Annotated in this window: 15 protein-coding genes and 2 tRNA genes; 11 read left to right on the forward strand and 6 right to left on the reverse strand. The window is 64.8% G+C overall.

The annotated features are described in order from the left end of the window. Positions 1–98: 98 nt before the first annotated feature. On the forward strand, positions 99–2441 hold the full coding sequence (locus HWX53_RS08260) for a TonB-dependent receptor (protein ID WP_175940275.1): 2343 nt from the start codon (positions 99–101) through the stop codon (positions 2439–2441). A 41-nt stretch (positions 2442–2482) separates the two neighbouring features. After that, complete coding sequence (locus HWX53_RS08265; RefSeq protein WP_175940276.1) at positions 2483–3898, forward strand: PepSY domain-containing protein; 1416 nt, start codon at positions 2483–2485, stop codon at positions 3896–3898. Between the two features lie 886 nt (positions 3899–4784). On the opposite strand, the gene HWX53_RS08270 is transcribed toward HWX53_RS08265, so the two are convergent. Next, positions 4785–5936, reverse strand: coding sequence for a glycerate kinase (locus tag HWX53_RS08270; RefSeq protein WP_175940277.1), 1152 nt, complete (start codon positions 5934–5936; stop codon positions 4785–4787). A gap of 440 nt (positions 5937–6376) precedes the next feature. Between HWX53_RS08270 and tig the strand changes: the two genes are divergently transcribed. From tig to HWX53_RS08310, 8 genes are all read left to right on the forward strand, one after another. Next, positions 6377–7723, forward strand: coding sequence for a trigger factor (gene tig / locus HWX53_RS08275; RefSeq protein ID WP_175940278.1), 1347 nt, complete (start codon positions 6377–6379; stop codon positions 7721–7723). Positions 7724–7861: 138 nt separating this feature from the next. Beyond that, positions 7862–8515 carry an ATP-dependent Clp endopeptidase proteolytic subunit ClpP gene (gene clpP / locus HWX53_RS08280; protein WP_014191278.1) on the forward strand — a complete coding sequence of 218 codons (654 nt, stop codon included), beginning with the start codon at positions 7862–7864 and terminating at the stop codon, positions 8513–8515. A gap of 170 nt (positions 8516–8685) precedes the next feature. Continuing rightward, positions 8686–9957: an ATP-dependent Clp protease ATP-binding subunit ClpX gene (gene clpX / locus HWX53_RS08285; protein WP_106855990.1), complete on the forward strand. Its 1272-nt coding sequence runs from the start codon at positions 8686–8688 to the stop codon at positions 9955–9957. 187 nt (positions 9958–10144) lie between these two features. After that, positions 10145–12568: an endopeptidase La gene (gene lon / locus HWX53_RS08290; protein WP_175940279.1), complete on the forward strand. Its 2424-nt coding sequence runs from the start codon at positions 10145–10147 to the stop codon at positions 12566–12568. Positions 12569–12793: 225 nt separating this feature from the next. Beyond that, entirely contained in the window at positions 12794–13066 is a 273-nt protein-coding gene (locus HWX53_RS08295; RefSeq protein WP_175940280.1) for an HU family DNA-binding protein, read from the forward strand. A 59-nt stretch (positions 13067–13125) separates the two neighbouring features. Continuing rightward, a tRNA-Val gene (locus HWX53_RS08300) sits at positions 13126–13201 on the forward strand. A gap of 42 nt (positions 13202–13243) precedes the next feature. Further along, positions 13244–13320 (forward strand) — tRNA-Asp (locus HWX53_RS08305). Positions 13321–13563: 243 nt separating this feature from the next. Next, a complete protein-coding gene (locus tag HWX53_RS08310; RefSeq protein WP_175940649.1) occupies positions 13564–15489 on the forward strand; it encodes a SurA N-terminal domain-containing protein in 1926 nt (641 codons plus the stop codon). A gap of 121 nt (positions 15490–15610) precedes the next feature. Here HWX53_RS08310 and HWX53_RS08315 read toward each other — a convergent pair whose 3' ends face one another. Both HWX53_RS08315 and HWX53_RS08320 read right to left on the reverse strand, forming a co-directional pair. Beyond that, entirely contained in the window at positions 15611–15952 is a 342-nt protein-coding gene (locus tag HWX53_RS08315; RefSeq protein WP_175940281.1) for a hypothetical protein, read from the reverse strand. 116 nt (positions 15953–16068) lie between these two features. Next, positions 16069–16686, reverse strand: coding sequence for an arylesterase (locus tag HWX53_RS08320; RefSeq protein ID WP_244140055.1), 618 nt, complete (start codon positions 16684–16686; stop codon positions 16069–16071). Between the two features lie 58 nt (positions 16687–16744). On the opposite strand from HWX53_RS08320, the gene HWX53_RS08325 reads away from it, so the two are divergent. Next, complete coding sequence (locus HWX53_RS08325; protein WP_175940283.1) at positions 16745–17446, forward strand: ABC transporter ATP-binding protein; 702 nt, start codon at positions 16745–16747, stop codon at positions 17444–17446. A 52-nt stretch (positions 17447–17498) separates the two neighbouring features. Here HWX53_RS08325 and pgi read toward each other — a convergent pair whose 3' ends face one another. From pgi to HWX53_RS08340, 3 genes are all read right to left on the reverse strand, one after another. Further along, positions 17499–19121, reverse strand: coding sequence for a glucose-6-phosphate isomerase (gene pgi / locus HWX53_RS08330; RefSeq protein ID WP_175940284.1), 1623 nt, complete (start codon positions 19119–19121; stop codon positions 17499–17501). A 196-nt stretch (positions 19122–19317) separates the two neighbouring features. Next, complete coding sequence (locus HWX53_RS08335; protein ID WP_175940285.1) at positions 19318–20871, reverse strand: NAD(P)H-hydrate dehydratase; 1554 nt, start codon at positions 20869–20871, stop codon at positions 19318–19320. 110 nt (positions 20872–20981) lie between these two features. Beyond that, positions 20982–22274 (reverse strand): FAD-dependent oxidoreductase, encoded by a 1293-nt coding sequence (locus HWX53_RS08340; RefSeq protein WP_175940286.1) that lies wholly within the window; start codon positions 22272–22274, stop codon positions 20982–20984. Between the last annotated feature and the right edge of the window lie 306 nt (positions 22275–22580).

The following is a 22580-nucleotide window of genomic DNA, read 5'->3' on the forward strand; positions in this document are numbered from 1 at the left end:
AGCCGTTCTCCGTCCGATCGCTTTGTTGTTCGTCAGGCGCCTGAGCGCCCGGCGACGCGCGCGCTCGCTCGTCAGCTCATTCAGGAAATTATTTCGCCATGTTCACGCTCCTCCCGCGAGCGCGCCGACACGCGCGCCGTCGCACCGTCGCGTCCTTGCACGCCGCACTGCCGCTGTCCCTCTTCGCTCATGCCGCATGGCCGGCCACGCCGGCAGCAGCAGCCGCTTCCGATACCGAGACCACGCTCGCGCCGGTAATGGTGAGCGCGCAGTCAGCGTCCCTGAAATCGCCGCTCGATCCGAACCTGCCCGCGAGCGTCGCGACCGTCACGGCGGACGAGTCACAGTACTGGAACGTCGTCACGCCCGAAGACATGCTCAAGTACGCGCCGAACATGGCGGTGCGCAAGCGCTTCATCGGCGACGTGAACGCGCCGATCGCCGTGCGCGGCACGAGCAACGCACAAACGGCGCGCGGCCTCGTGTATGCCGACGGCCTTCTGCTCAGCAATTTCCTCGGTAACACGTTCACCTTCGCGCCGCGCTGGTCGATGGTCTTCGCCGACGACATCGCGCGCACGGACGTCATCTACGGTCCTTACTCGGCGCTCTATCCGGGCAACTCGATCGGCGCGACCGTCGCGATCACGACGCGCATGCCGACGCAGTTCGAAGCCGACGCGAAAGTGCAGGCCTTCACGCAGCACTTCGATCTCTTCGGCGTCAACCGCAGCTTCAACGGCACGAACACAACCGCGACCATCGGCGACCGCATCGGCAAGCTGTCGTTTCTGATCGGCGTCGATCATCTGGAAAACACCGGGCAGCCGCTGCAATTCGCGACGCTCGCGCAGTCGAAGACGCCTGCCACCGCCGCCGACCGGCCCGTGACCGGCGCGACGTTCTACAACGATCAGAACGGCGCGCGCACGGCGGTGCTCGGCACGTCGTCCGAAGGCATCGAGCGCACGTTTCAGGACCAGTTGCGCGTGAAGCTCGCCTACGACATCACGAACACGCTGCAAGCCGGCTTCACGCTCGGTTACTGGCATCAGAAATACAACAGCGATACGACGACCTTTCTGCGCGACGCGGCCGGCAACCCGGTGTATAGCGGGCGCGTCAACATCGGCGGGTTCGGATACACGATTCCCGCCGCGACGTTCGCGCCGAGCATGGGATCGAGCGAAAACTTCCTCTACGGCCTCACGCTGCGCACGCACCACGACACCGGCTGGAACGCGGAAGCCATCGCGTCGTACTTCGACATCACGCAGAGCATCGCGCGTACGGCGAGTTCCGGCGTGCCCGGCGACGGCCCCGGCACGCTCACGGACGGCTCCGGATCGGGATGGAAGTCGCTCGATTTGCGCACGAGCTGGACGCCGACCGTGCGCTCGGGACTGGCCGCGCATGCGCTCTCGTTCGGCTACCACTACGACAATTACTTTCTCGACAACGTGAGCTCGAACACGGCCGCATGGCGCGATGGCGCGGGCATCTCGTTCGCCAACGCGTTCGGCGGGCGCACGCGCACGCAAGCGGTCTATGCGCAGGACGCGTGGCGCTTCCTGCCGCGCTGGGCGTTCACCTACGGCGTGCGTTACGAGAACTGGAACGCTTATGCCGGCACGCGGGCCGTCGGCGCGACATCGCTCGATTACGCCGATGCGAGCCAGAGCCACTGGTCGCCCAAGGCGTCGCTTTCGTTCGACGCCACCAACGACTTGACGCTGCGCGCATCCATCGGGCGGGCGTACCGCTTTCCGACTGTCGGCGAGCTGTTCCAGGGGCAGATCAACGGCGTGTCGATCGTCAACAGCAACCCTAACCTCCAGCCCGAGGACGATCTTTCGAAAGAACTGACCGCGGAATGGACGCACGGCAACGGCTTGTACCGCTTCACGCTCTTTCAGGATGACGTAAAGAACACCATCCTGAGTCAGACGAACACGACCGTCATTCCGAACGTCACCAACTTCCAGAACATCGACAAGGTGCGTTCGCGCGGCGCCGAAGCGAGCTACGAAGGGCAGGACGTGTGGCTGCGCGGACTCGATCTCGCGGCCAACGTCGCGTACACGCAGTCGAAGATTCTCGCCAACAGCGGCAATCCGGCGTCCGTCGGCAAGTACTTCTATCGCATTCCGCTGTGGCGGGCGAACGCGGTGGCGACGTATCGCGCGAACGCGAAAACCGCCGCGACGCTCGCGGTGCGTTATTCGGGACGCCAGTACAACACGCTCACCAACACGGACGTCAATCCGGACACGTATGGCGGCACGAGCACGTACGCCGTCGTCGATGCCAAGTTCTCCTACAAGCCCACGAAGCGCACGGAGCTGGGCATCGGCGTCGACAACCTTTTCGACCGTCGCTACTACGTCTTCCACCCGTATGCGGGACGCACGTTCTATGTCGAAGGACGCATCGGCATCTGATCTCCATTCATTCGCATTCGTTCGATCCCAAAGGACACGTCATGCACGCACCTTCCTTCACGCCCGCTTCGACTCAGAGCGACGCCGTCGCCGAGCGCCGCACGCTGTGGCGCTGGCACTTCTACGCCGGCCTCTTCGTGATGCCGCTTCTCGTCGTGCTCGCCATCACGGGCACGCTGTACTGCTTCCAGCCGCAGATCGAGCCGATGCTGTATCGCGACCGCATGATCGTCGCCGATACCCACGGCCCGCGTCTTTCCACCGATGCGCTGCTCGCCAAAGCCGTCGCTCACGAGCCGCGCGGCGCGGTGCCGACGCTCGCCCAGATCGACACGCGTCGCACGCGCAGCGCCGAATTCGTGTTCCGCCTGCCTTCGGGCGAGAGCGAAAGCGTGTACGTGAATCCGTACGACGGCGCGTTGCTCGGCACGCTCTCCGTCGAGCATCGGCTGATGAAGCAGATTCGCAATCTGCATCGCGGGCTCATGCTCGGCAAGACCGGTGAACTCGCGATGGAACTCGCGGGATGCTGGACGCTCGTGATGATAGGCACGGGCGTCGCGCTGTGGTGGCCTTGGAGCGGCGCGGGCCGTCGCGCGGGCGGCGTGTGGCTGCCGCGTCTTACGCTCGAGGGCCGCGCGTGGTGGCGCGATCTGCACGCGGTGGGCGGCGTGTGGCTCGCTATCGGCGCGCTTTTCTTCGTGCTCAGCGGACTGCCGTGGTCCGGATCGTGGGGCAAGCAGTTCAAGGCTCTGGCGACGTCCGCATCGCTCGGCTATCCGAAAGGGGCGTGGGGCGAGGCGCATGTGCATTCGAGCGTGCCCGCCGATCACGCGATGCACGCCATGCCGATGAAAATGGACGATCTCCCGCTGCATCAGACGCCGTGGGCCGTCGGCGCGACGGACGTGCCGCAGACCGCGAAGGCGTCGGCGGCGGCGAGCCTCTCTCTCGACGATGTGATTGCGCTCGCCGCGAAACAGGGCGTGACGAGCGACTACGGGATCGCGCTGCCCACGTCGCCGACGGGCGTCTACACGGTGTCGTATTTCCCCGCCGATCCACGCTCGGAACGCACGCTGCACATCGACCAATACAGCGGCCGCGTGCTGTCCGACATCTCGTACGGCACCTATGGCACGGTCGCGCGGTACATCTCGTATGGCACGTCCTTGCACATGGGGCGCTATTTCGGCTTTGCCAATCAGATCGTGTGTGCGGCGATCTCGCTCGGGCTGGCCGCGCTGTCCGTCACCGGCTTCGTGATGTGGTTCAAGCGCCGTCCGTCGCGCACGCTCGGCGCGCCGTCGCGGCCGGCAAAACGTCCGCCGATGCACGCGTGGAGAGCCGGCCTCGCGCTCGTCGGCGCGGTTTTCCCGTTGATGGGTCTGACGATGCTCGCCGTCTGGTGTCTCGACCGCCTCGCGTTCGGCGCGCGGGCACGAGCGCAGGGCTGACGCTATTAGGCGACGCCGAAGCTCGAGCGCGTCAGTTGCTCCGCTTCGTTTGGCGTCGCGAATGGCGACATCAAGCGCGAGTCGGGGCGGGGTCAGCGCAAACCAGACGGCGGCCTTTTCTCATGCGCCGCCGAACTTCAAGCGCGTCAGTTGCTCCGCTTCGTTAGCGAGCAGACGCGCGGCGTCGCGAATGGCGACATCGAGCGTGATAGGCCCGGGCGCGGGCGAGAATCGGGGCGCGGTCGTAAGCGCAGATCTAGCGCCGCCCCATTCTCATGCGACGCCGAACATCAAGCGCGTCAGTTGCTCCGCTTCGTTAGCGAGCAGACGCGCGGCGTCGCGAATGGCGACATCGAGCGTGATCGGGCCGGGCGCGGGCGAGAACCCGGCGCAGTCACAGGCGCAAATCTAGCGCCGCCCCTTTCTGATGCGACGCCGAACATCAAGCGCGTCAGTTGCTCCGCTTCGTTGGCGAGCAGACGCGCGGCGTCGCGAGTGGCGACACCGAGCGTGATAGGCCCGGGCGTGGACGAGAATCGGGGCGCGGTCTCGTAGGCGCAGATCTAGCGCCGCCCCTTTCTGATGCGACGCCGAACTTCAAGCGCGTCAGTTGCTCCGCTTCGTTGGCGAGCAGAGGCGCGGCGTCGCGAATCGCGACATCCAGCGTGATTGGGCCGGGGTGCGGGCGAGAATCGGGGAGCGGTCACAGGCGCAAATCTAGCGCCGCCCCTTTCTGATGCGACGCCGAACATCAAGCGCGTCAGTTGCTCCGCTTCGTTGGCGAGCAGACGCGCGGCGTCGCGAGTGGCGACACCGAGCGTGATCGGGCCGGGCGCGGGCGAGAACCCGGCGCGGTCACAGGCGCAAATCTAGCGCCGCCCCTTTCTCACGCGACGCCGAATTTCAAGCGCGTCAGTTGCTCCGCTTCATTGGCGAGCAGACGCGCGGCGTCGCGAATGGCGACATCGAGCGTGATCGGGCCGGGCGCGGGCGAGAAGCATCCGCTGAAGAATTCCGAGAGGCGCGGCAGCGCGGCCGGATCGATCGCGCCGGAGAGCAGCGACGCCGGCACCCCCGACGCCCGCGCATGCTTGCACGCGATGAAGGGCGCTTTGCCATGCAGGGTCTGCACGTCGGAGCGGCCTTCGCCCGTGATCAGCCAGTTCGCGCCTTCCAGCGCCGCGTCGAGACCGATTTCACGCGCGACGACTTCCGCGCCGGTCTCGAAGCGCGCGCCCAGCATGTGCAGCGCGAAGCCGAGACCGCCCGCCGCGCCGGCGCCCGGCTCATTTCGTTTCACGAGACCCATAGCCGGTTCGAGCCGGTCCGCGAAATGGGCGAGGGCGGCGTCGATGGTAGCGATCTGCTCGGGCGTCACGCCCTTCTGCGGCCCGAAGACGGCGGTCGCGCCGTGCTCGCCGGTGAGCGGATTATCGACGTCCGACATGCCGACGAACTCCGCTTCCTTCACGCGCGGGTCGAGCCCCGATGCGTCGACCCGCGCGATTCTCGCCAGCGACGACGGCACCGGCGCGAGTTCGTTGCCGTCGGCGTCGAAGAGCTTCACGCCGAGGCCGACGAGCAGCCCGGCGCCGCCGTCGTTCGTGCTGCTGCCGCCGAGCGCGACGAAGAACCGGCGCGCGCCGGAGTCGAAGAGCGCGCGGATCGCCTCGCCCATGCCGAGCGTGCTGCGTTCGGTAACGGGCACGGCCATGCCGTCCGGGTCCGTGATGCCGACGACCTCCGCCGTCTCGATCATCGCGCTGCCGTCGGCGAGCAGGCCCGTCGCGGCGTCGCGGCGTGCCGCCGCCGCGCCGCGCACGTTGAGCATGCGGCGCTCGCCGCCGGCCGCGAGCATCGCGTCGAGGGTGCCTTCGCCGCCATCGGCCATCGGGCGAATGCGGATTTGCGCGTCGGGCCGCGCCCGCCTGATGCCTTCCGCGATCGCGTTCGCGACGCCTTGCGCGGAGAGCGATCCCTTGAACGAATCGGGCGCGATGACGACAACGGGAGCGGGCGTGGCGGACGTAGTAGGCATGGTGTCTCGAATGTTCTGTTTGAGGCGCGGCGTCGAACAACTGCGCGCAGATTGGGTCAACGACGCGCGGCAAGCTTAGCAGCGCGCTTTGTCCGGCAAAATAGCGCGGCTGCGATAGCGGGAATTGTGCGCGGCCGCGACCGTCCGGAAAACGGGGATTTACGCCGTATCCGCGCCCTAAATCCGCCAAAAACCCCGCGAAACGCTTCATGCGCGTTCGCGCAAGCAGGCCGGCCTGATTTGTTTGCTAAAATGCTGGGCTCTGTTGGCTGACTCGCTCGGCGACGGTCCGGGCGTCTTCGAAACGCGCATGACGTGCGCTTTCGCGAATCGGGCGTCGAAGTGGCGAGCGCCGGCAAGCTCACCGGACCCGCGCCTTTAGAACCGCGGAAGAACCGACCACCGAACGAACACCGAATTACTCTAGGACGATTGAAGCCATGGCTAACGTAGTTGAAAACCTCGGCAAGCTCGAACGCCGCCTGACCATTTCCCTGCCGAAAGACTCGGTGCAGAGGGAAGTGGATTCGCGCATCCGTCAGTTGGCCAAGAACGTGCGCATGCCGGGCTTCCGCCCGGGCAAGGTGCCGCTCAAGATGGTGACGCAGCAGTACGGCGGCCAGGTCGAGGCCGAAGTGCTGAGCGACAAGGTCGGCAAAGAGTTCTTCGATGTCACGCGCGCGGAAAACCTGCGCGTCGCGGGCCAGCCGAGCTTCGCGCCGAAGGCCGAGCCGGCCGCCGACGCGTACGCGTTCGACGCGACCTTCGAGGTCTACCCGGAAGTGAAGCTGGGCGATGTCGCCACCGCTGAAATCGAGCGCACCGTCACCACCATTTCGGAAGCCGAAGTCGACCGCACGCTGGAAATCCTGCGCAAGCAGCGCGTGCATTTCCACCCGCGCGGCGAAGGCGGCGAGCACGGCGACGGCGGCGCGGACACGGCGGCGCAGAACGGCGACCGCGTGACGCTCGACTTCGTCGGCAAGCTGGACGGCGTGGAATTCGAAGGCGGCAGCGCACAGGACTTCGCGTTCGTGCTCGGCGAAGGCCGCATGCTGCCCGAGTTCGAACAAGCGGCGACCGGCCTGAAGGTCGGCGAAACGCGCGAATTCGACCTGAAGTTCCCCGAGGACTACCACGGCAAGGAAGTGGCGGGCAAGACGGCGCAATTCACGATCACTGTGAAAAAGGTCGAATGGCCCCATATGCCCGCAGTGGACGCGGAATTCGCGAAGTCGCTGGGCATCGAAGACGGCGATCTCACGAAGATGCGCGCCGAGATCAAGGACAACTTGGAACGCGAAGCCAAGCGCCGCACGCAGCAGATCGTGAAGAACCAGGTCATGGACGCGCTCCTGAAGATTTCGGAGCTGGACGTGCCGAAGGCGCTGATCGAGCAGGACCAGCAGCGTCTGGTGGAAATGGCCCGTCAGGACCTACAGCAGCGCGGCGTGCCGAACGCAGCGGACGCGCCGATTCCGGCGGAAATGTTCGCCGAGCAGGCCGAGCGCCGCGTCAAGCTGGGCCTCGTGCTGGCCGAGCTGGTGAAGGCGAACGACCTGCAGGCGAAGCCCGAACAGATCCGCGCTGAAGTGGACGAATTCGCGAAAAGCTACGAAGACCCGAAGGAAGTCGTCCGCTGGTATTATTCGAACCAGCAGCGCCTCGCCGAAATGGAAGCGTACGTCGTGGAAAGCAACGTCGTCGAATTCGTGCTCGGCAAGGCCAAGGTGACCGACAAGGAAGTTAGCTTCGAGGAACTGGCCAGCGCAACGGCGCAAGCCTGACGCGGAAAGCCAAGGGGCGTGCGGGGTCGTCGGAGGGCGGCCCGCACGCCTTTTTTGCATTAAAGTTGTGCATGCACGTGCCGTTCTTTTGGATGTTCCTTCGTCGATCAGTATCCCTATTCCGAACAAGGAAATTGCATGACCTTTCGCGCTGAATTGCTCGATACGTTGGCGTCCCACGCTCCGCGGGACTTCGAAGCCCAGGCGCTCGGCCTCGTCCCGATGGTCGTGGAAACGAGCGGCCGTGGCGAACGTGCCTACGACATCTATTCCCGGCTCCTCAAGGAGCGCGTGGTGTTCCTCGTCGGCGAGGTCAACGACCAGTCGGCGAATCTCGTCGTCGCCCAGCTGCTGTTCCTCGAAAGCGAGAATCCCGACAAGGACATCAGCCTGTACATCAACAGCCCGGGCGGTTCGGTTTCGGCCGGCATGGCGATCTACGACACCATGCAGTTCGTGAAGCCGGACGTCTCCACGCTGTGCATGGGGCTTGCTGCCAGCATGGGCGCGTTCCTGCTGGCGTCGGGCGCGAAGGGCAAGCGCGTCGCGCTGCCCAACGCCCGCGTGATGATTCACCAGCCGCTCGGCGGCGCGCGCGGCCAGGCGTCGGACATCGAAATTCAGGCGCGGGAAATCCTGTACCTGAAGGAGCGTCTGAACCAGTTGCTGTCGCATCACACGGGTCAGCCGGTCGAGCGCATCGCGCGCGACACGGATCGCGACAATTTCATGTCGGGCGACGACGCGCAAGCCTACGGCATCGTCGACCAGGTGCTGCACAAGCGTCCCTGAAGGCGTCCGGAGCGGCGCCGCGCCGGCCCCGGAAACAGGGCTGGGCAATGCGGATGGCGCATGCGGCGCAACGCCAAAACGCCCTTCGTGGCAGGCGCGCGGAGTCGAATCTGCGTGGCCGGATCGAAGGGCGTATCATGTAACAAGAGTGTCCGGAGGCTTACACATTTATGGCGGACAAAAAAGGTTCCAGCAGCGAAAAGCTGCTGTACTGCTCGTTCTGCGGAAAGAGCCAGCATGAGGTGAAGAAGCTCATTGCCGGCCCGTCGGTGTTCATCTGCGATGAATGTATCGACCTGTGCAACGAGATCATTCGCGATGAAGCGGCCGGCGCGGCGGAAGAGGCCGGGCTGACCAAGTCCGACCTGCCGAGCCCGCAGGAAATCAGCGACATCCTGAATCAGTACGTGATCGGCCAGGAACGCGCGAAGAAGATTCTCGCGGTGGCCGTGTACAACCATTACAAGCGGCTCAAGCACCTCGACAAGAAGGACGACATCGAGCTGTCGAAGAGCAACATCCTGCTGATCGGGCCGACCGGCTCCGGCAAGACGCTGCTCGCGCAGACGCTCGCGCGCATGCTGAACGTGCCGTTCGTGATCGCGGACGCCACCACGCTCACCGAAGCGGGTTACGTCGGCGAAGACGTCGAGAACATCATTCAGAAGCTGCTGCAGAACTGCAACTACGAAGTCGACAAGGCGCAGCGCGGCATCGTCTATATCGATGAAATCGACAAGATCAGCCGCAAGTCGGACAACCCGTCCATCACGCGCGACGTGTCGGGCGAGGGCGTGCAGCAGGCGCTGCTGAAGCTCGTGGAAGGCACCATGGCATCGGTGCCGCCGCAGGGCGGGCGCAAGCATCCGAACCAGGACTTCATCCAGGTCGATACGACGAACATTCTGTTCATCTGTGGCGGCGCGTTCGACGGTCTGGAGAAGGTCATCACGGACCGCACGGAAAAGACCGGCATCGGTTTTGGCGCGAGCGTGAAGAGCAAGCAGGATCGCGACGCGGGCGAAGTGCTGCGCGAAGTCGAACCGGAAGATCTGATCAAGTTCGGCCTGATTCCTGAGCTGATCGGCCGTCTGCCCGTCGTGGCGACGCTCGGCAAGCTGGACGAAGCCGCGCTCGTGAAGATTCTCATCGAGCCGAAGAACGCGCTGGTGAAGCAGTATCACAAGCTCTTCGCCATGGAACGCGTGGAACTGGAGATTCGTCCGGCCGCGCTGCAGGCCATCGCGCAAAAGGCGATTCGCCGCAAGACCGGCGCGCGCGGGCTGCGCTCGATTCTGGAACAGGCGTTGCTCGACGTGATGTACGAACTGCCGACGATGAAGGGCGTGTCGAAGGTGATCGTCGATGACAACACCATCGACGGCGACGGCAAACCGTTGCTCATCTACGAAGACGCACCGAAAGTAGCAGGGTCGAACTAAATCGGGCTGTGTGTCGGCGAGAGGCCGTTCATGGCGACGTGAACGGCCTTTGTTTTTATTTTTCGGTTTATCTTGTGGACGTTACTGACGAACTTGGACTACCGACTTTTCCCTTCCGATAAAGGCTTGCAATAGCTCTTAACGGCCTTACTTACGAACGAACCGATTCCATTAATGGGGAAATGAAATGTCAGGAACCCAACTCCTCCCGCAGGAACGCATCACGTTGCCGCTGCTCCCGCTGCGCGACGTAGTCGTGTTCCCGCACATGGTGATTCCGCTCTTCGTTGGGCGGCCCAAGTCGATCAAGGCACTCGAAGCCGCGATGGAAGGCGGCAAGCACATCATGCTCGTCGCCCAGAAAACGGCGGCGAAAGATGAGCCGACCGAAAAAGACATGTACGAAGTGGGATGTGTCGCCAACATCCTGCAAATGCTGAAGCTGCCGGACGGCACCGTGAAAGTGCTCGTCGAAGGCTTGCAGCGCGCGAAGACGCTCTCGATCGAAGAGCAGGAAACCCAGTTCTCCTGCGACGTGATGCCGCTCGAACCGGACCACGCCGACAGCGCCGAGACTGAAGCCCTGCGCCGCGCGATCGTCTCGCAGTTCGATCAGTACGTGAAGCTCAACAAGAAGATTCCGCCGGAGATCCTGACCTCGCTGTCGGGTATCGACGAGGCGGGTCGTCTCGCTGACACCATCGCCGCGCATCTGCCGCTCAAGCTCGACCAGAAGCAGCACATCCTCGAGATGTTCCCGGTCATCGAGCGGCTGGAGCACCTGCTTGCGCAGCTCGAAGCTGAAATCGACATTCTGCAGGTCGAGAAGCGCATCCGTGGGCGCGTGAAGCGTCAGATGGAAAAGAGCCAGCGCGAGTACTACCTGAACGAACAGGTCAAGGCCATCCAGAAGGAACTGGGCGAAGGCGAAGAAGGCGCGGATCTCGAAGAACTCGAGAAGCGCATCGCCGCCGCGCGCATGCCGAAGGAAGCCAAGAAGAAGGCCGACGCCGAGCTCAAGAAGCTGAAGCTGATGTCGCCGATGTCCGCTGAAGCGACCGTCGTGCGCAACTACATCGACACGCTGATCGGCTTGCCGTGGCGCAAGAAGAGCAAGGTCAACAACGACCTCTCGAACGCGGAACGCGTGCTCGACGAAGACCACTTCGGCCTCGAAAAGGTCAAGGAACGCATTCTCGAATATCTCGCGGTTCAGCAACGCGTCGAGAAGGTGAAAGCGCCGATCCTGTGCCTCGTCGGGCCTCCGGGCGTCGGCAAGACCTCGCTTGGGCAGTCCATCGCCCGCGCGACGAATCGCAAGTTCGTGCGCATGGCGCTCGGCGGCGTGCATGACGAGTCCGAGATTCGCGGCCACCGTCGCACGTACATCGGCTCGATGCCGGGCAAGATTTTGCAAAGTCTGGCGAAGGTCGGCGTGCGCAATCCGCTTTTCCTGCTCGACGAAGTCGACAAGATGGGCATGGATTTCCGCGGCGATCCGGCTTCCGCGCTGCTCGAAGTGCTGGATCCGGAACAGAACCATACGTTCGCGGACCACTACATCGAAGTGGACTTCGACCTGTCGGACGTGATGTTCGTCGCGACGTCGAACTCGCTGAACATTCCGCCGCCGCTGCTCGACCGGATGGAAGTGATTCGCCTCTCGGGTTACACCGAGGACGAGAAGGTCAGCATCGCGCAGCGTTACCTGCTGCCGAAGCAAAAGCGCAACAACGGCCTGAAGGAAGGCGAGATCGAGGTAGCGGAACAAGCCATCCGCGACATCATTCGCTACTACACGCGTGAAGCGGGCGTGCGTTCGCTCGAGCGTGAAGTGTCGAAGATCTGCCGCAAGGTCGTGAAGATGCTGCTCCTGAAGAAGGCGGAAGGCGCGGTGAAGGTGGACGGTTCGAACCTCGACACGTTCCTCGGCGTGCGCAAGTACGACTTCGGTCTGGCCGCGAAGGAAAACCAGATCGGTCAGGTGACGGGTCTCGCGTGGACGGAAGTGGGCGGCGATCTGCTCACGATCGAAGCGGCGGTCATGCCGGGCAAGGGCGGCGTGATCCGCACCGGTTCGCTCGGCGACGTGATGAAGGAATCCGTCGAGGCGGCGCGCTCGGTCGTGCGCTCGCGCTCGCGGCGTCTCGGCATCACGGATGAGTCGTTCGAGAAGAAGGACATCCACATCCACGTGCCGGAAGGCGCGACGCCGAAGGACGGTCCGTCCGCCGGTATCGCGATGACGACGGCGCTCGTGTCCGTGCTGACCGGCATTCCGGTGCGCGCGGACGTGGCGATGACCGGCGAAATCACGCTGCGCGGCGAAGTGCTGCCGATCGGCGGGTTGAAGGAGAAGCTGCTCGCGGCGCATCGCGGCGGCATCAAGCTCGTGCTGATCCCGGAAGAGAACACGAAGGATCTGGCCGACATCCCCGACAACGTGAAGAACGCCATCGAGATCGTGCCGGTTCGCTGGATCGACCGCGTGCTGGAACTGGCGCTGGAACGTCTGCCCGAACCGTTGCCGGAGGAGGAAGCGAAAGCGACCCCGGTGGCAGCGGAAGCGCAGAAAGACCAGCCCGCTACGGGCGACGTCGTGAAACACTGAGCGTCTCAAGGCATCAATCGAAACCCGCGGCTTCGTCCGCGGGTTTTTTTTCGGCTGCCGCTTCTAAGTCGCCCGAGCACGCGTTCCAATCGGGCGCAACCCTCGTTGACACGGCAGTTTCGGCTGCGTTTAATGGCCGCGCATCGGCTCAGGCGCGATGCGGTTCGCGAATGACGGCGGACCGAAAAATCGATTACAACGTGCCATTACAGATTTGGGGAAACAATGAACAAGACGGAACTGATCGACCATATCGCGCAGCAAGCCGATATATCCAAGGCAACGGCCGGGCGAGCGCTCGAAGCGGTCATCGACGGCGTGCGGGCGACGCTGGAAAAGGGCGATTCAGTGACGCTCGTCGGCTTCGGCACCTTCGCGGTAGGCGAGCGCGTCGCCCGCACCGGTCGCGATCCGCGCACGGGCGCGGCGATCACCATCGAAGCGGCAAAAATTCCCAAGTTCCGCGCTGGTAAAGCCCTGAAGGATGCGCTAAACTAGCTGACTCGCTGGGAACGGTGCAATTCACCGGTTCTTCTGTTCCAGGCGAACAGAAATCCGGGTGCTTAGCTCAGTTGGTAGAGCGGCGCCCTTACAAGGCGTAGGTCGGGAGTTCGAGCCTCTCAGCACCCACCACTTCCAGCGGCACGCAGTACATTGATGCAGTAGCAGCACCCAGGAGCGGTAGTTCAGTCGGTTAGAATACCGGCCTGTCACGCCGGGGGTCGCGGGTTCGAGTCCCGTCCGCTCCGCCAAGAACGACCGGAAATCCCGCAAGCTTCACGGCTTGCGGGATTTTTATTTTGGCCGCGTCTCGTTAAGTATCCTAATTATTCTCAAGTTGCAGTTGGCGCAACGATTCGGGCGAGGATGGGACATCACGCGTCGATCAAACGAAAGATCACAGCATCAAAAAGCGGAAAACGCCGCCGGCTTTCGCCTTTTCCCCTCCCGCTGTTGTAATATCGAGCGTTTTGTCTAACCTCGCAGCGCAACGCATGCTCGACTTCTTCCGCAACCACCAGCGCCTGATGATGGCCCTGCTGATTCTCATCATCGTGCCCGGACTGGGTATCGTCGGGATTCAGGGCTTCAGCAACTTCTTCGACGAAAGCGCTTACGTCGCCAGCGTGAACGGTCACAAGATCACCCGCGCCGAATACGAAAGCGCCTTCCGGCAGCAGGTCGACCGCGCCCGCGCCATGCTCGGCGCGCAGTTCGATCCCAAAATGTTCGATTCGCCCGAGACGCGCAGCGCGATGGTGAACAGCCTCGTGCAGCAACGCGTCATGGCCGACGAAACTCAGCGCTTGCATCTCACGGCTTCGGACGACGCCGTGCGCCGCGCGCTGCTGTCCGATCCGGGCATTGCGTCGTTGCGCAAGCCGGACGGCACCATCGACCTCGACCGTTACAAGCAGCTTCTCGCCATGCAGGGCATGACGCCCGCGCAATACGACGAACGCATGCGCTACACGATAGCGAACGATCAGATTCCGTCGAGCATTCAGCAGAGCGCGTTCACGTCGAAGTCGCTTGCGCAGAACCTGACGGAACTGGCCGAACAGCGCCGATCGGTGCAAGGGCTGTCGCTGCGCAGCGCGGACTACACCGCGAAGGTCCAGCCGACCGACGCGCAACTGCATGCTTACTACGACGCACATCGCAACGCATTCGCGACGCCCGAGACCGCGACGATCCAGTATCTCGTGCTGTCGCCGGCCGCGCTCGCGGCGGCATCGAAGCCGAGCGACGCCGACCTCAAGAAGTTCTACGACGACAACATCCAGCGTTACCGCACGCAGGGCGAAGTGCGCGCGAGCCACATTCTGATCAACGCGCCGAAGGACGCCAGCGCCGCCGACAAAGCCAAGGCGAAGCAGAAGGCCGAAGCGCTGCTCGCACAAGTGAAGGCGCATCCGGACCAGTTCGCGGATATCGCCAAGAAGAATTCGGATGACCAGGGCTCGGCCGAAAAGGGCGGCGATCTCGGTTACTTCGCGCCCGGCCAGATCGCGGGCGGCAAGGCATTCGACGACGCCGCATTCAGCCTGAAAAAGGGCGAGGTCAGCAACATCGTCGAATCGGACTTCGGCTATCACATCATTCAGGCGACGGATGTGAAGCCCGCCGCGACGAAGCCGTTCGAGGAAGTAAAGGACGCCGTCGCGAAGGACTACGCCGCGCAGCAGGGCTCGAAGGGCTTCGCGGACAGTGCGCAGGGCTTCACGGACCTCGTCTACGAGAAAGAGAAGTCGCTTCAGCCCGCCGCCGACAAGTACAAGCTGACGATCCAGACCGCCACGGTCGGACCGAAGCCGAATCCGCAGTTGCCGCCGGACAATCCGCTCAACAACGCGAAGTTCCTCGCGGCCGTGTTCGCGCCGGATTCGGTGAAGCAGCACTACAACACGCAGGCGATCGACGTGGGCAACAACACGCTGATCGCGGCGCGCGTGACCGACTACAAGGCGCCGACGGTGCCCGCGTTCGACGCCGTCAAGGACGCCGTGCGCACGAGGGTCGTCGCGGAACAGGCTGCGGCGCTCGCGCACAAGGAAGGCGAGGCGAAGCTCGCGGAACTGCAGAAGTCGAAGTCGGCGGAGGGCTTCACGTCGGCCGTCACGGTCTCGCGCAACGACGCGCAAGGCTTGCCGCCTGCCGCGCTCGCGGCGATTTTCAAGGCGGACGCCTCGAAACTGCCGGCGTATGTGGGCGTCGATCTGGGCGCGGACGGCTACGCCATTTATCGCGTGAACGGGATCGAGAAGGCCGCTCCGGTCGCAGCGGACCGACTCGCGGGCGCGCAGCAGCAGATCGCGCAGGTGTACGGGCAGGCCGAAATGGAAGCCTATATCGACTCACTGAAGGCGCGCTCGAAGGTCAAGCTCAGCGCGGCGCCTGCGCCGTCCGCGAACGAGTAGCATCTCAAGCGTCGCTAACGAAAAAGCCCCCGCGTCCGGAAGGAGCGGGGGCTTTGTCTTGGCCGTCATCCGCGAATCAGCCGCCTGCGATGTCTCGGCACATCACAGAGCGAACGCGGACTTACAGGCAGCCTTGAATGTCGCCGGTCGCGTCGCTGCCGGCTGCGCCCGAGGCGCGGAAGCCGACCCACGTACCCGAGCCGGACCACGACGGACGCACCACGGCCGCCGCGCCGTTAGGCGGCTGCTGGCCCGGAACGAACACGTCGACGGCCTGATCGTTCGCGAGCGTGTCTTGCGAAATCACTTGCTGCTGCGACTTCGTCGCCCACTGCTGGGAGATGCATTGCGCGACCACCTTCGGCGCCTTCTGGCTCGTACCGACTTGCTGCACGCCGGCAGGCGGCTGTGCGGCACAGGCAGAGATCGCAACGGTCAATGCGAGCAAGGGGATATGTTTCACGTGACCTCCTTGTAGAGTCGCTCGATGTCGAGCGGGTTATAAGAGTGACGCGAGTCTGATGATTGAATCCTGGCCGCGTTCCGCGTTATTCCCGCCGCTACTGCGCTTGTGTTCCGCTACTGCGAAGCGCTCGCGCCCAGCAAGGGTTTCAACGTCGGCCAGACGTTGTTCAATAGCAAGGGTTGCGCCTGAGCCGTCGGATGAATCTGGTCGGACTGAAACATCGATGGCTTGTCTTCGATGCCGGCGAGCAGGAACGGCACGAGCGCGACGTGCTTGTCCTTGGCGATGCGCTCATACACCGCGTGGAACTTTTGCGAATAGTCCGGGCCGTAGTTGGGCGGCACGTACATGCCGATGAGCAGCACTTTCGCGTGCGCCGCCTGCGACGCGTCGACGATGCCGCGAAGGTTCGCCTCCGTGGTCGCGAGTGGCACGCCGCGCAGCGCATCGTTGGCGCCGAGTTCGACGATGACGACCGACGGCTTGATGCGCGTGAGCACGGCAGTGAGCCGGGCGCGTCCGCCGCTCGTCGTGTCGCCGCTGATGCTCGAATTGGCGACGCTATAATCGAGACGCTCTTTAACCAGCCGCTCGCGCAGCAGCGCGACCCAGCCGGTATCGCGCGGCAGGCCATATTCCGCCGAAAGACTGTCGCCCAGCACGACGATGGCGGGCTTCATTTGCGCGTCGGCAGCTTCAGCATTCGAGAAAGCGGCCGCTGACAACATCATGCTCGCGATCGCAGCCTTCACGAAGCCGCGCGCGCTCCAGTTCTTATTCAAGGTGTCCATGCAAAACAATACTGAGCCGGTCATCGAAGTTCGGGGATTGAGCAAACGGGTGAAGGACGCCACGGGCGAGCTGACGATTCTGGACAACATCGACCTGTCCATCGCGAAGGGTAGCAGCGTGGCGATCGTCGGCGCATCGGGATCGGGCAAGTCGACGTTGCTCGGCTTGCTCGCGGGATTGGACAGCGCGAGCGACGGCTCGGTTCGCCTGCTCGGCAAGGACCTGTCGGCACTGAACGAAGACGAGCGCGCCGCGCTCAGAAGCGGCGCGGTCGGTTTCGTGTTCCAGTCGTTCCAGTTGATGCCGCATCTGACCGCGCTCGAAAACGTCATGCTGCCGCTCGAACTGCGCGCCGAGATGCCGCATGACCAGATCGCGCAGCGCGCGCGCTCGCTGCTCGATCAGGTCGGTCTCTCGCAACGGACCGGGCATTACCCAAAGCTGCTTTCGGGCGGCGAACAACAGCGGGTTGCGCTCGCGCGCGCCTTCGTCACGCATCCCGCCATTCTTTTCGCCGACGAACCCACGGGCAGCCTCGACGCCGCGACCGGCTACGCAATCATCGACCTGATGTTCGAGATGAATGCGCGCAACGGCGCGACGCTCGTGCTCGTCACGCACGACACGGAACTCGCGCAACGCTGCGACGCGACGGTGACGATCGAAGCGGGGCGGCTCGTCAACGGGCTCGCCGTCTAGACACGAAAACGCCCGCATCGGCGAAGATGCGGGCGTCTGCACAAACGGCAATTTAGCGCTTGAGCGCCTTGCGCGCGCGTTCGATCAACGCGGACGTCGACGAATCGTGCTTGGCCGGGTCCACGCTCGCTGCCGTGATATCCGCCTCGACGACCTTGCCCAGAATCTTGCCCAATTCGACGCCCCACTGGTCGAACGAATTGATGTCCCACACGGTTCCCTGCACCAGCACCTTGTGCTCGTAAAGCGCGATCAGCGCGCCGAGCGACTGCGGGGTGAGCGCGTCGAGCAGGATGGTCGTCGTCGGCCGGTTGCCGGGGAAGCTCAGGTGCGTCGCGAGTTCTTCCTTGCCCGGACCGGCGACCTTCTTCGCTTCTTCGAGCGTGCGGCCGAGCATCAGCGCTTCGCTCTGCGCAAAACAGTTCGCAAGCAGCTTCGCGTGATGATCGACGAGCGGGTGTTCCGGCGTCAGCAGCGCGATGAAGTCGATCGGGATGATGGTCGGCCCTTGATGCAGCATCTGGAAGAACGCGTGCTGGCCGTTCGTGCCGGGCTCGCCCCAGATCACCGCGGCGGTCGGGTAGTCGACCATGCCGCCGTCGAGCGTCGCGGACTTGCCGTTGCTTTCCATCTCCAGTTGCTGAAGATACGACGGCAAATACTCCAGCGCCTGTGAATACGGCGCGACGAGATCGCTTTGCGAGCCGAAGAAGTTGCGATACCAGATGCCGATCATGCCCATCAGCACTGGCAGGTTCTGCGCGAGCGGCGCGGTGCGGAAATGCTGATCCATCGCGTCGGCGCCTTGCAGCAGCGCTTCGAAGTTCTGCGGGCCGACCGACAGCATGATCGACAGTCCGACCGCCGACCACAGCGAATAGCGCCCGCCGACCCAGTCCCACATCTCGAAGACGTTCTCCTTCGCGATGCCGAACTTCACGACCTCGGCCGTATTCGCCGACACGCCGACGAAGTGCTTCGACAGCTGGTCTTCCGGACAGCCTTGTTTCAGGAACCAGTCGCGCATGGAGTGCGCGTTGGTCATGGTTTCGAGCGTGGTGAAGGTCTTCGAGACGACGATGGCGAGCGTCTCTTCCGCGTCGATCTGTTGCAGCACGCTATAGAGATCGGCGCCGTCGACGTTGGAGACGAAGTGCGTGTCCAGTTCCTTCGACGCGAGATGATGCAGCGCGTGCACGACCATCTTCGGCCCGAGGTCCGAGCCGCCGATGCCGATGTTCACCACATGGCGAATGCGCTTGCCGGTATAGCCGGTCCACGAACCGCCGCGGACTTTGTCGGCGAACGCGGCCATCTTCGCTTTTTCTTTCTGCACCTGTTCGTGGAACGGCGCATCGGGCGACTGCGCGCGCAGCGCCGTGTGCAGCGCGGCGCGGCCTTCGGTGACGTTCACGGTTTCGCCGGCGAACATCGCGTCGCGGCGCTTCGTGACGCCGGCTTCTTCGGCGAGCTGGACGAGCAGTTCGAGCGTGGCGTCGGTGATGCGGTTCTTCGAGAAATCGATCGTGAGGCCGCCGCCTTCGAACGTCAGGCGCTCGGCGCGCGTCGGCGCCGTGTCGTTTTGCGGCGCGAACCAGTCGCGCAGGCGCTCGCCGGAGATGGCATCGTAGTGCGATTGGAGCGCCGACCAGGCAGGGTGCGATTTGAGCGTCATAGCGGTCTGATAGTCCAGAGTGACAGTGGGAAACGTCCGTGCGGATGCGGTTTGCCGAGGCTGCGTACTGCGACCATCGAAGGTTCGTGAACGCGGTGCGTGCCGCCGCGGATGCCCGAATCGAAGCAACGAATCAAAGGGAGTATAGCGACGATGCGTGAATGGATGCTTGCAAGCCGTCACACGCGCCGCGGCGTTAGCCGTTCGGCGGATAAAACAGGCGGTTGATGAGACTGCGTACCTCGGGCGCGAGTTCGCCCGCCGTGAGCCCGGCCGGTCCGATGCCGCGACCGGTCAGCGACTGCGCGGCCAGTCCGTGCAGATAGACGCCCGCGAGCGCCGCTTCGTACTGCGGCAGCTTTTGCGCGAGCAATGCGCCGATCAGGCCGCCGAGCACGTCGCCGGTGCCGCCTGTGGCGAGTCCCGCGTTGCCGGTCGGATTCACGGCGACGCGGCCATCCGGCGACGCGATCACGGTGCCCGATCCTTTCAGCACGACGACAGCTGCGTAGCGCGCCGAAAGCTGGCGCGCTGCGGCAATGCGATCCGCCTGCACGGCTTTCGCGTCGGATTGCAGAAGCCGCGCGGCCTCCAGCGGATGAGGCGTCAGCACGCACGGATCGCCCGCGCGGCCGCGCGCCGCGACTTCGCCCGCGAGCGCGTCGTCAGTCGCGACGAGATTGAGCGCGTCCGCATCGAGGAGCTTGGGCATGTCTAGCTTGAGGACATCGGCGAGCACGCGCTTCGCGCGATCCGTCTTGCCCATGCCGCAGCCGATGGCGAGCGCATCCGTCTTGTCGAGCGCGAAGCCGTCGACGTGATGCAGCATCAGCTCGGGATGCGGCGGGTCGTAGGGCGGGCCGCCTTCGCCCAGAAACGCGACGTGGACCTTGCCCGCGCCCGCGTAGAGCGCCATGCGCGCCGCGAGAATCGGCGCGCCGCACATGCCCGTGTCGCCGCCCACGACGGCCAGCGTGCCGAACGTGCCCTTGTTGGTCGCGAAGTCGCGCGGCGGCAGGCTCGCCCGGAAAAGCGACGTCGCGTTGAGCACGATCGCGGGCGCGGCGGGCGGCTCCACGTCCAGCGTCGCGACGTGCAGCGTGCCGCAGAGATCGCGGCCGAGCGCGGTGATGAGACCCGGCTTCGCGCCGATGAAGGTGATCGTCGTGTTCGCGCAGAGCGCCTCGCCGCCGCCGACGGGCGCGCCGGTATCGCTGTCGAGGCCGCTCGGCACATCGAGCGCGAGCACGCGGCCGGATTGCTGAGCGCGACGCGACATGCGCGCGGCCAGCGTCGCGAAGACGCCATCGAGCGGGCGCGTGAGTCCGATGCCGAACATGCCGTCGACGAGCCAGCCGAAACCGTCGAAGGAAGCGGGCGGGTCGCTCTTGATCGGCACGCCGGCCGCCTGCGCGGCACCGAGTGCCCAGCGGGCGTCGTCGGGCTTGACCGCGACCGGCATGCAAACCTCGACGGCCACGCCCGCGCGGCGCAGATGCTCGGCGACAACGAGCGCATCGCCGCCGTTGTTGCCGGGGCCGGCCGCGATCCACACGGGCAACGCGCGGGCGTCGGGATCGCGGGAGAGGGCATCGAGCAGATACTGCGCGGCGGCCGCGCCCGCGCGGGCCATCAGCGTGTGCGGCGGCAGCGCGGCGCCGGCTCGCGCTTCGAGACTGCGCAGCTCCGCGAGCGTGAAGAGCGGGAGCGCGTCGTCGTCGGGCGTGAAGTAGGAAGCGGATGCAATCATGGTGGCGCGAACCAAGGGTCGGCAAAGAAGGCAGAAGCGTTCCGGCTCGCACCCTTCATGCCACGCCGCGCGGGCGGGCGACTTGCGCCTCGAAGCACATCAGAAGCGCGTCAAAAGCGTTCGACGCCGATGGCCGCGAGCGTCTCGGCGGGAAGATCGGTCGCGACACCGGAGACGAGATCCGCGACCACTTTAGCAGACCCGCACGCGAGGCCCCAGCCCGCTGGGCCGTGCGCCGCGTTGACGAAAAGACGCGGATGCCGCGTCGCGCCGACGACCGGCAGCCCGTCCGCCGAAAGCAGCCGCAAGCCGTCCCACGAACGCGCAGCCGATACCCGCGCGGCGCCCGGAATCCAGTCGTGCGTGCCTTGGCCGAGCACGTCGAAGGCGCGGCGCGCGAGCCCGGCGCGCGCGGGTTTGTCGGCCTTCGCGAAGCTCTGGAAAACGCCCGCGCCGCCGACGCGCAGCCGCTGATGCACCCGCGACATCGTGATGCGCTTCACCGAATCGATCACCGTGATATGCGGCGCGCGTTCCTCGTAGGCGACGGGCGCGGTCAGCGTATGCACGCGCAGCGGATACAGCGAAGGCGTGGAGCGAAAGCCGCCGACGAGCGCGGGCGTATCCGCGCCCGCCGCGACGACGACCGCATCGGCGGATATGACTTCGGCGTCGGCATGGCGCCTCTTGTCGTCCTTCGAGCGAGCAAGTTCGACCGCAGCGCGCCGGTCCTCGAGCCGCAGCGACGCCACTTCGCAATTCATGCGGAACTCGACGCCGGCTTCTTCCAGCAATTGCTTGAGTTGCTTCGTGAAAAGCGGGCAGTTGGCGGTGCGTTCTTCGGGAAGCAGAACGCCGCCTGCGAACGCGGGATCGTCCGGCACGGAGGGCTCCGCCCGCACGCATTCGTCCGGCGCGAGCGGCCGGTGCGGCACGCCGAAGCTCTTCAGAAGTTCGATGGCCGGTTGCGCGTCGTCGAGTTCGCGGGCGTGCCGGAAAACGTGCAGCATGCCGACGCGCTGCTCGTAGTCGAGCTCGAAGCGCGTTTCGATATCGGCAAGCGCGCGCCGCGACAGTTCGACGAGCGGCTGCAAGCGCGCGTACTGCGCCGCGAACGCCTGTGGATCGCGCAACTCGCCGAGTCGCTTGAGAAAATCGCGCGCGGCGCCGTCGAAGCCGGTTTTCACGATCATGCCGCTCTGCTTCGCGCGGCTCGACGCCATGAATGTCGGCCCGAACCAGACGTCGAGCGGCGAGGGCAGAAGCGCGCCGCCCTGGCCGTACGTCGCGCCTTGCGCGACGGTCGCGTGGCGCTCGATCACAGAGACGCGATGCCCGGCCGCGTGCAACTGATAAGCGGTGGCGATGCCGGCGATTCCTCCGCCGATGACGATGACATCCATGATTTTTTGTGCCCGAGGGCGGGAGAACGCACGCGCGGCGCGGCGCATCGAGCGCCCGGCGAGCCGCGTGTCCTGACGGTAAGACGGCAGGCGCGGCGGCATGCCGCGCCCGAAGAAAGCGCGCCATGATAGCGCCAAATGCGCCGTCCAGGGACGGCCGTTCGGGAACCGCTACTGTGTCAAAAAGCGTGTCACTCAGCCGCGCGACCGAGCCTCAGAATTTCAGGACGACAGGCGCCACCGCGACGGCACTGCCCGGCCGGGCGCGGCCGATTTCGAGATGTATCCGGGTTATAATCGCGGTCT

The organism is Caballeronia sp. BCC1704, assembly GCF_902833455.1.
Lineage (GTDB): Bacteria > Pseudomonadota > Gammaproteobacteria > Burkholderiales > Burkholderiaceae > Caballeronia.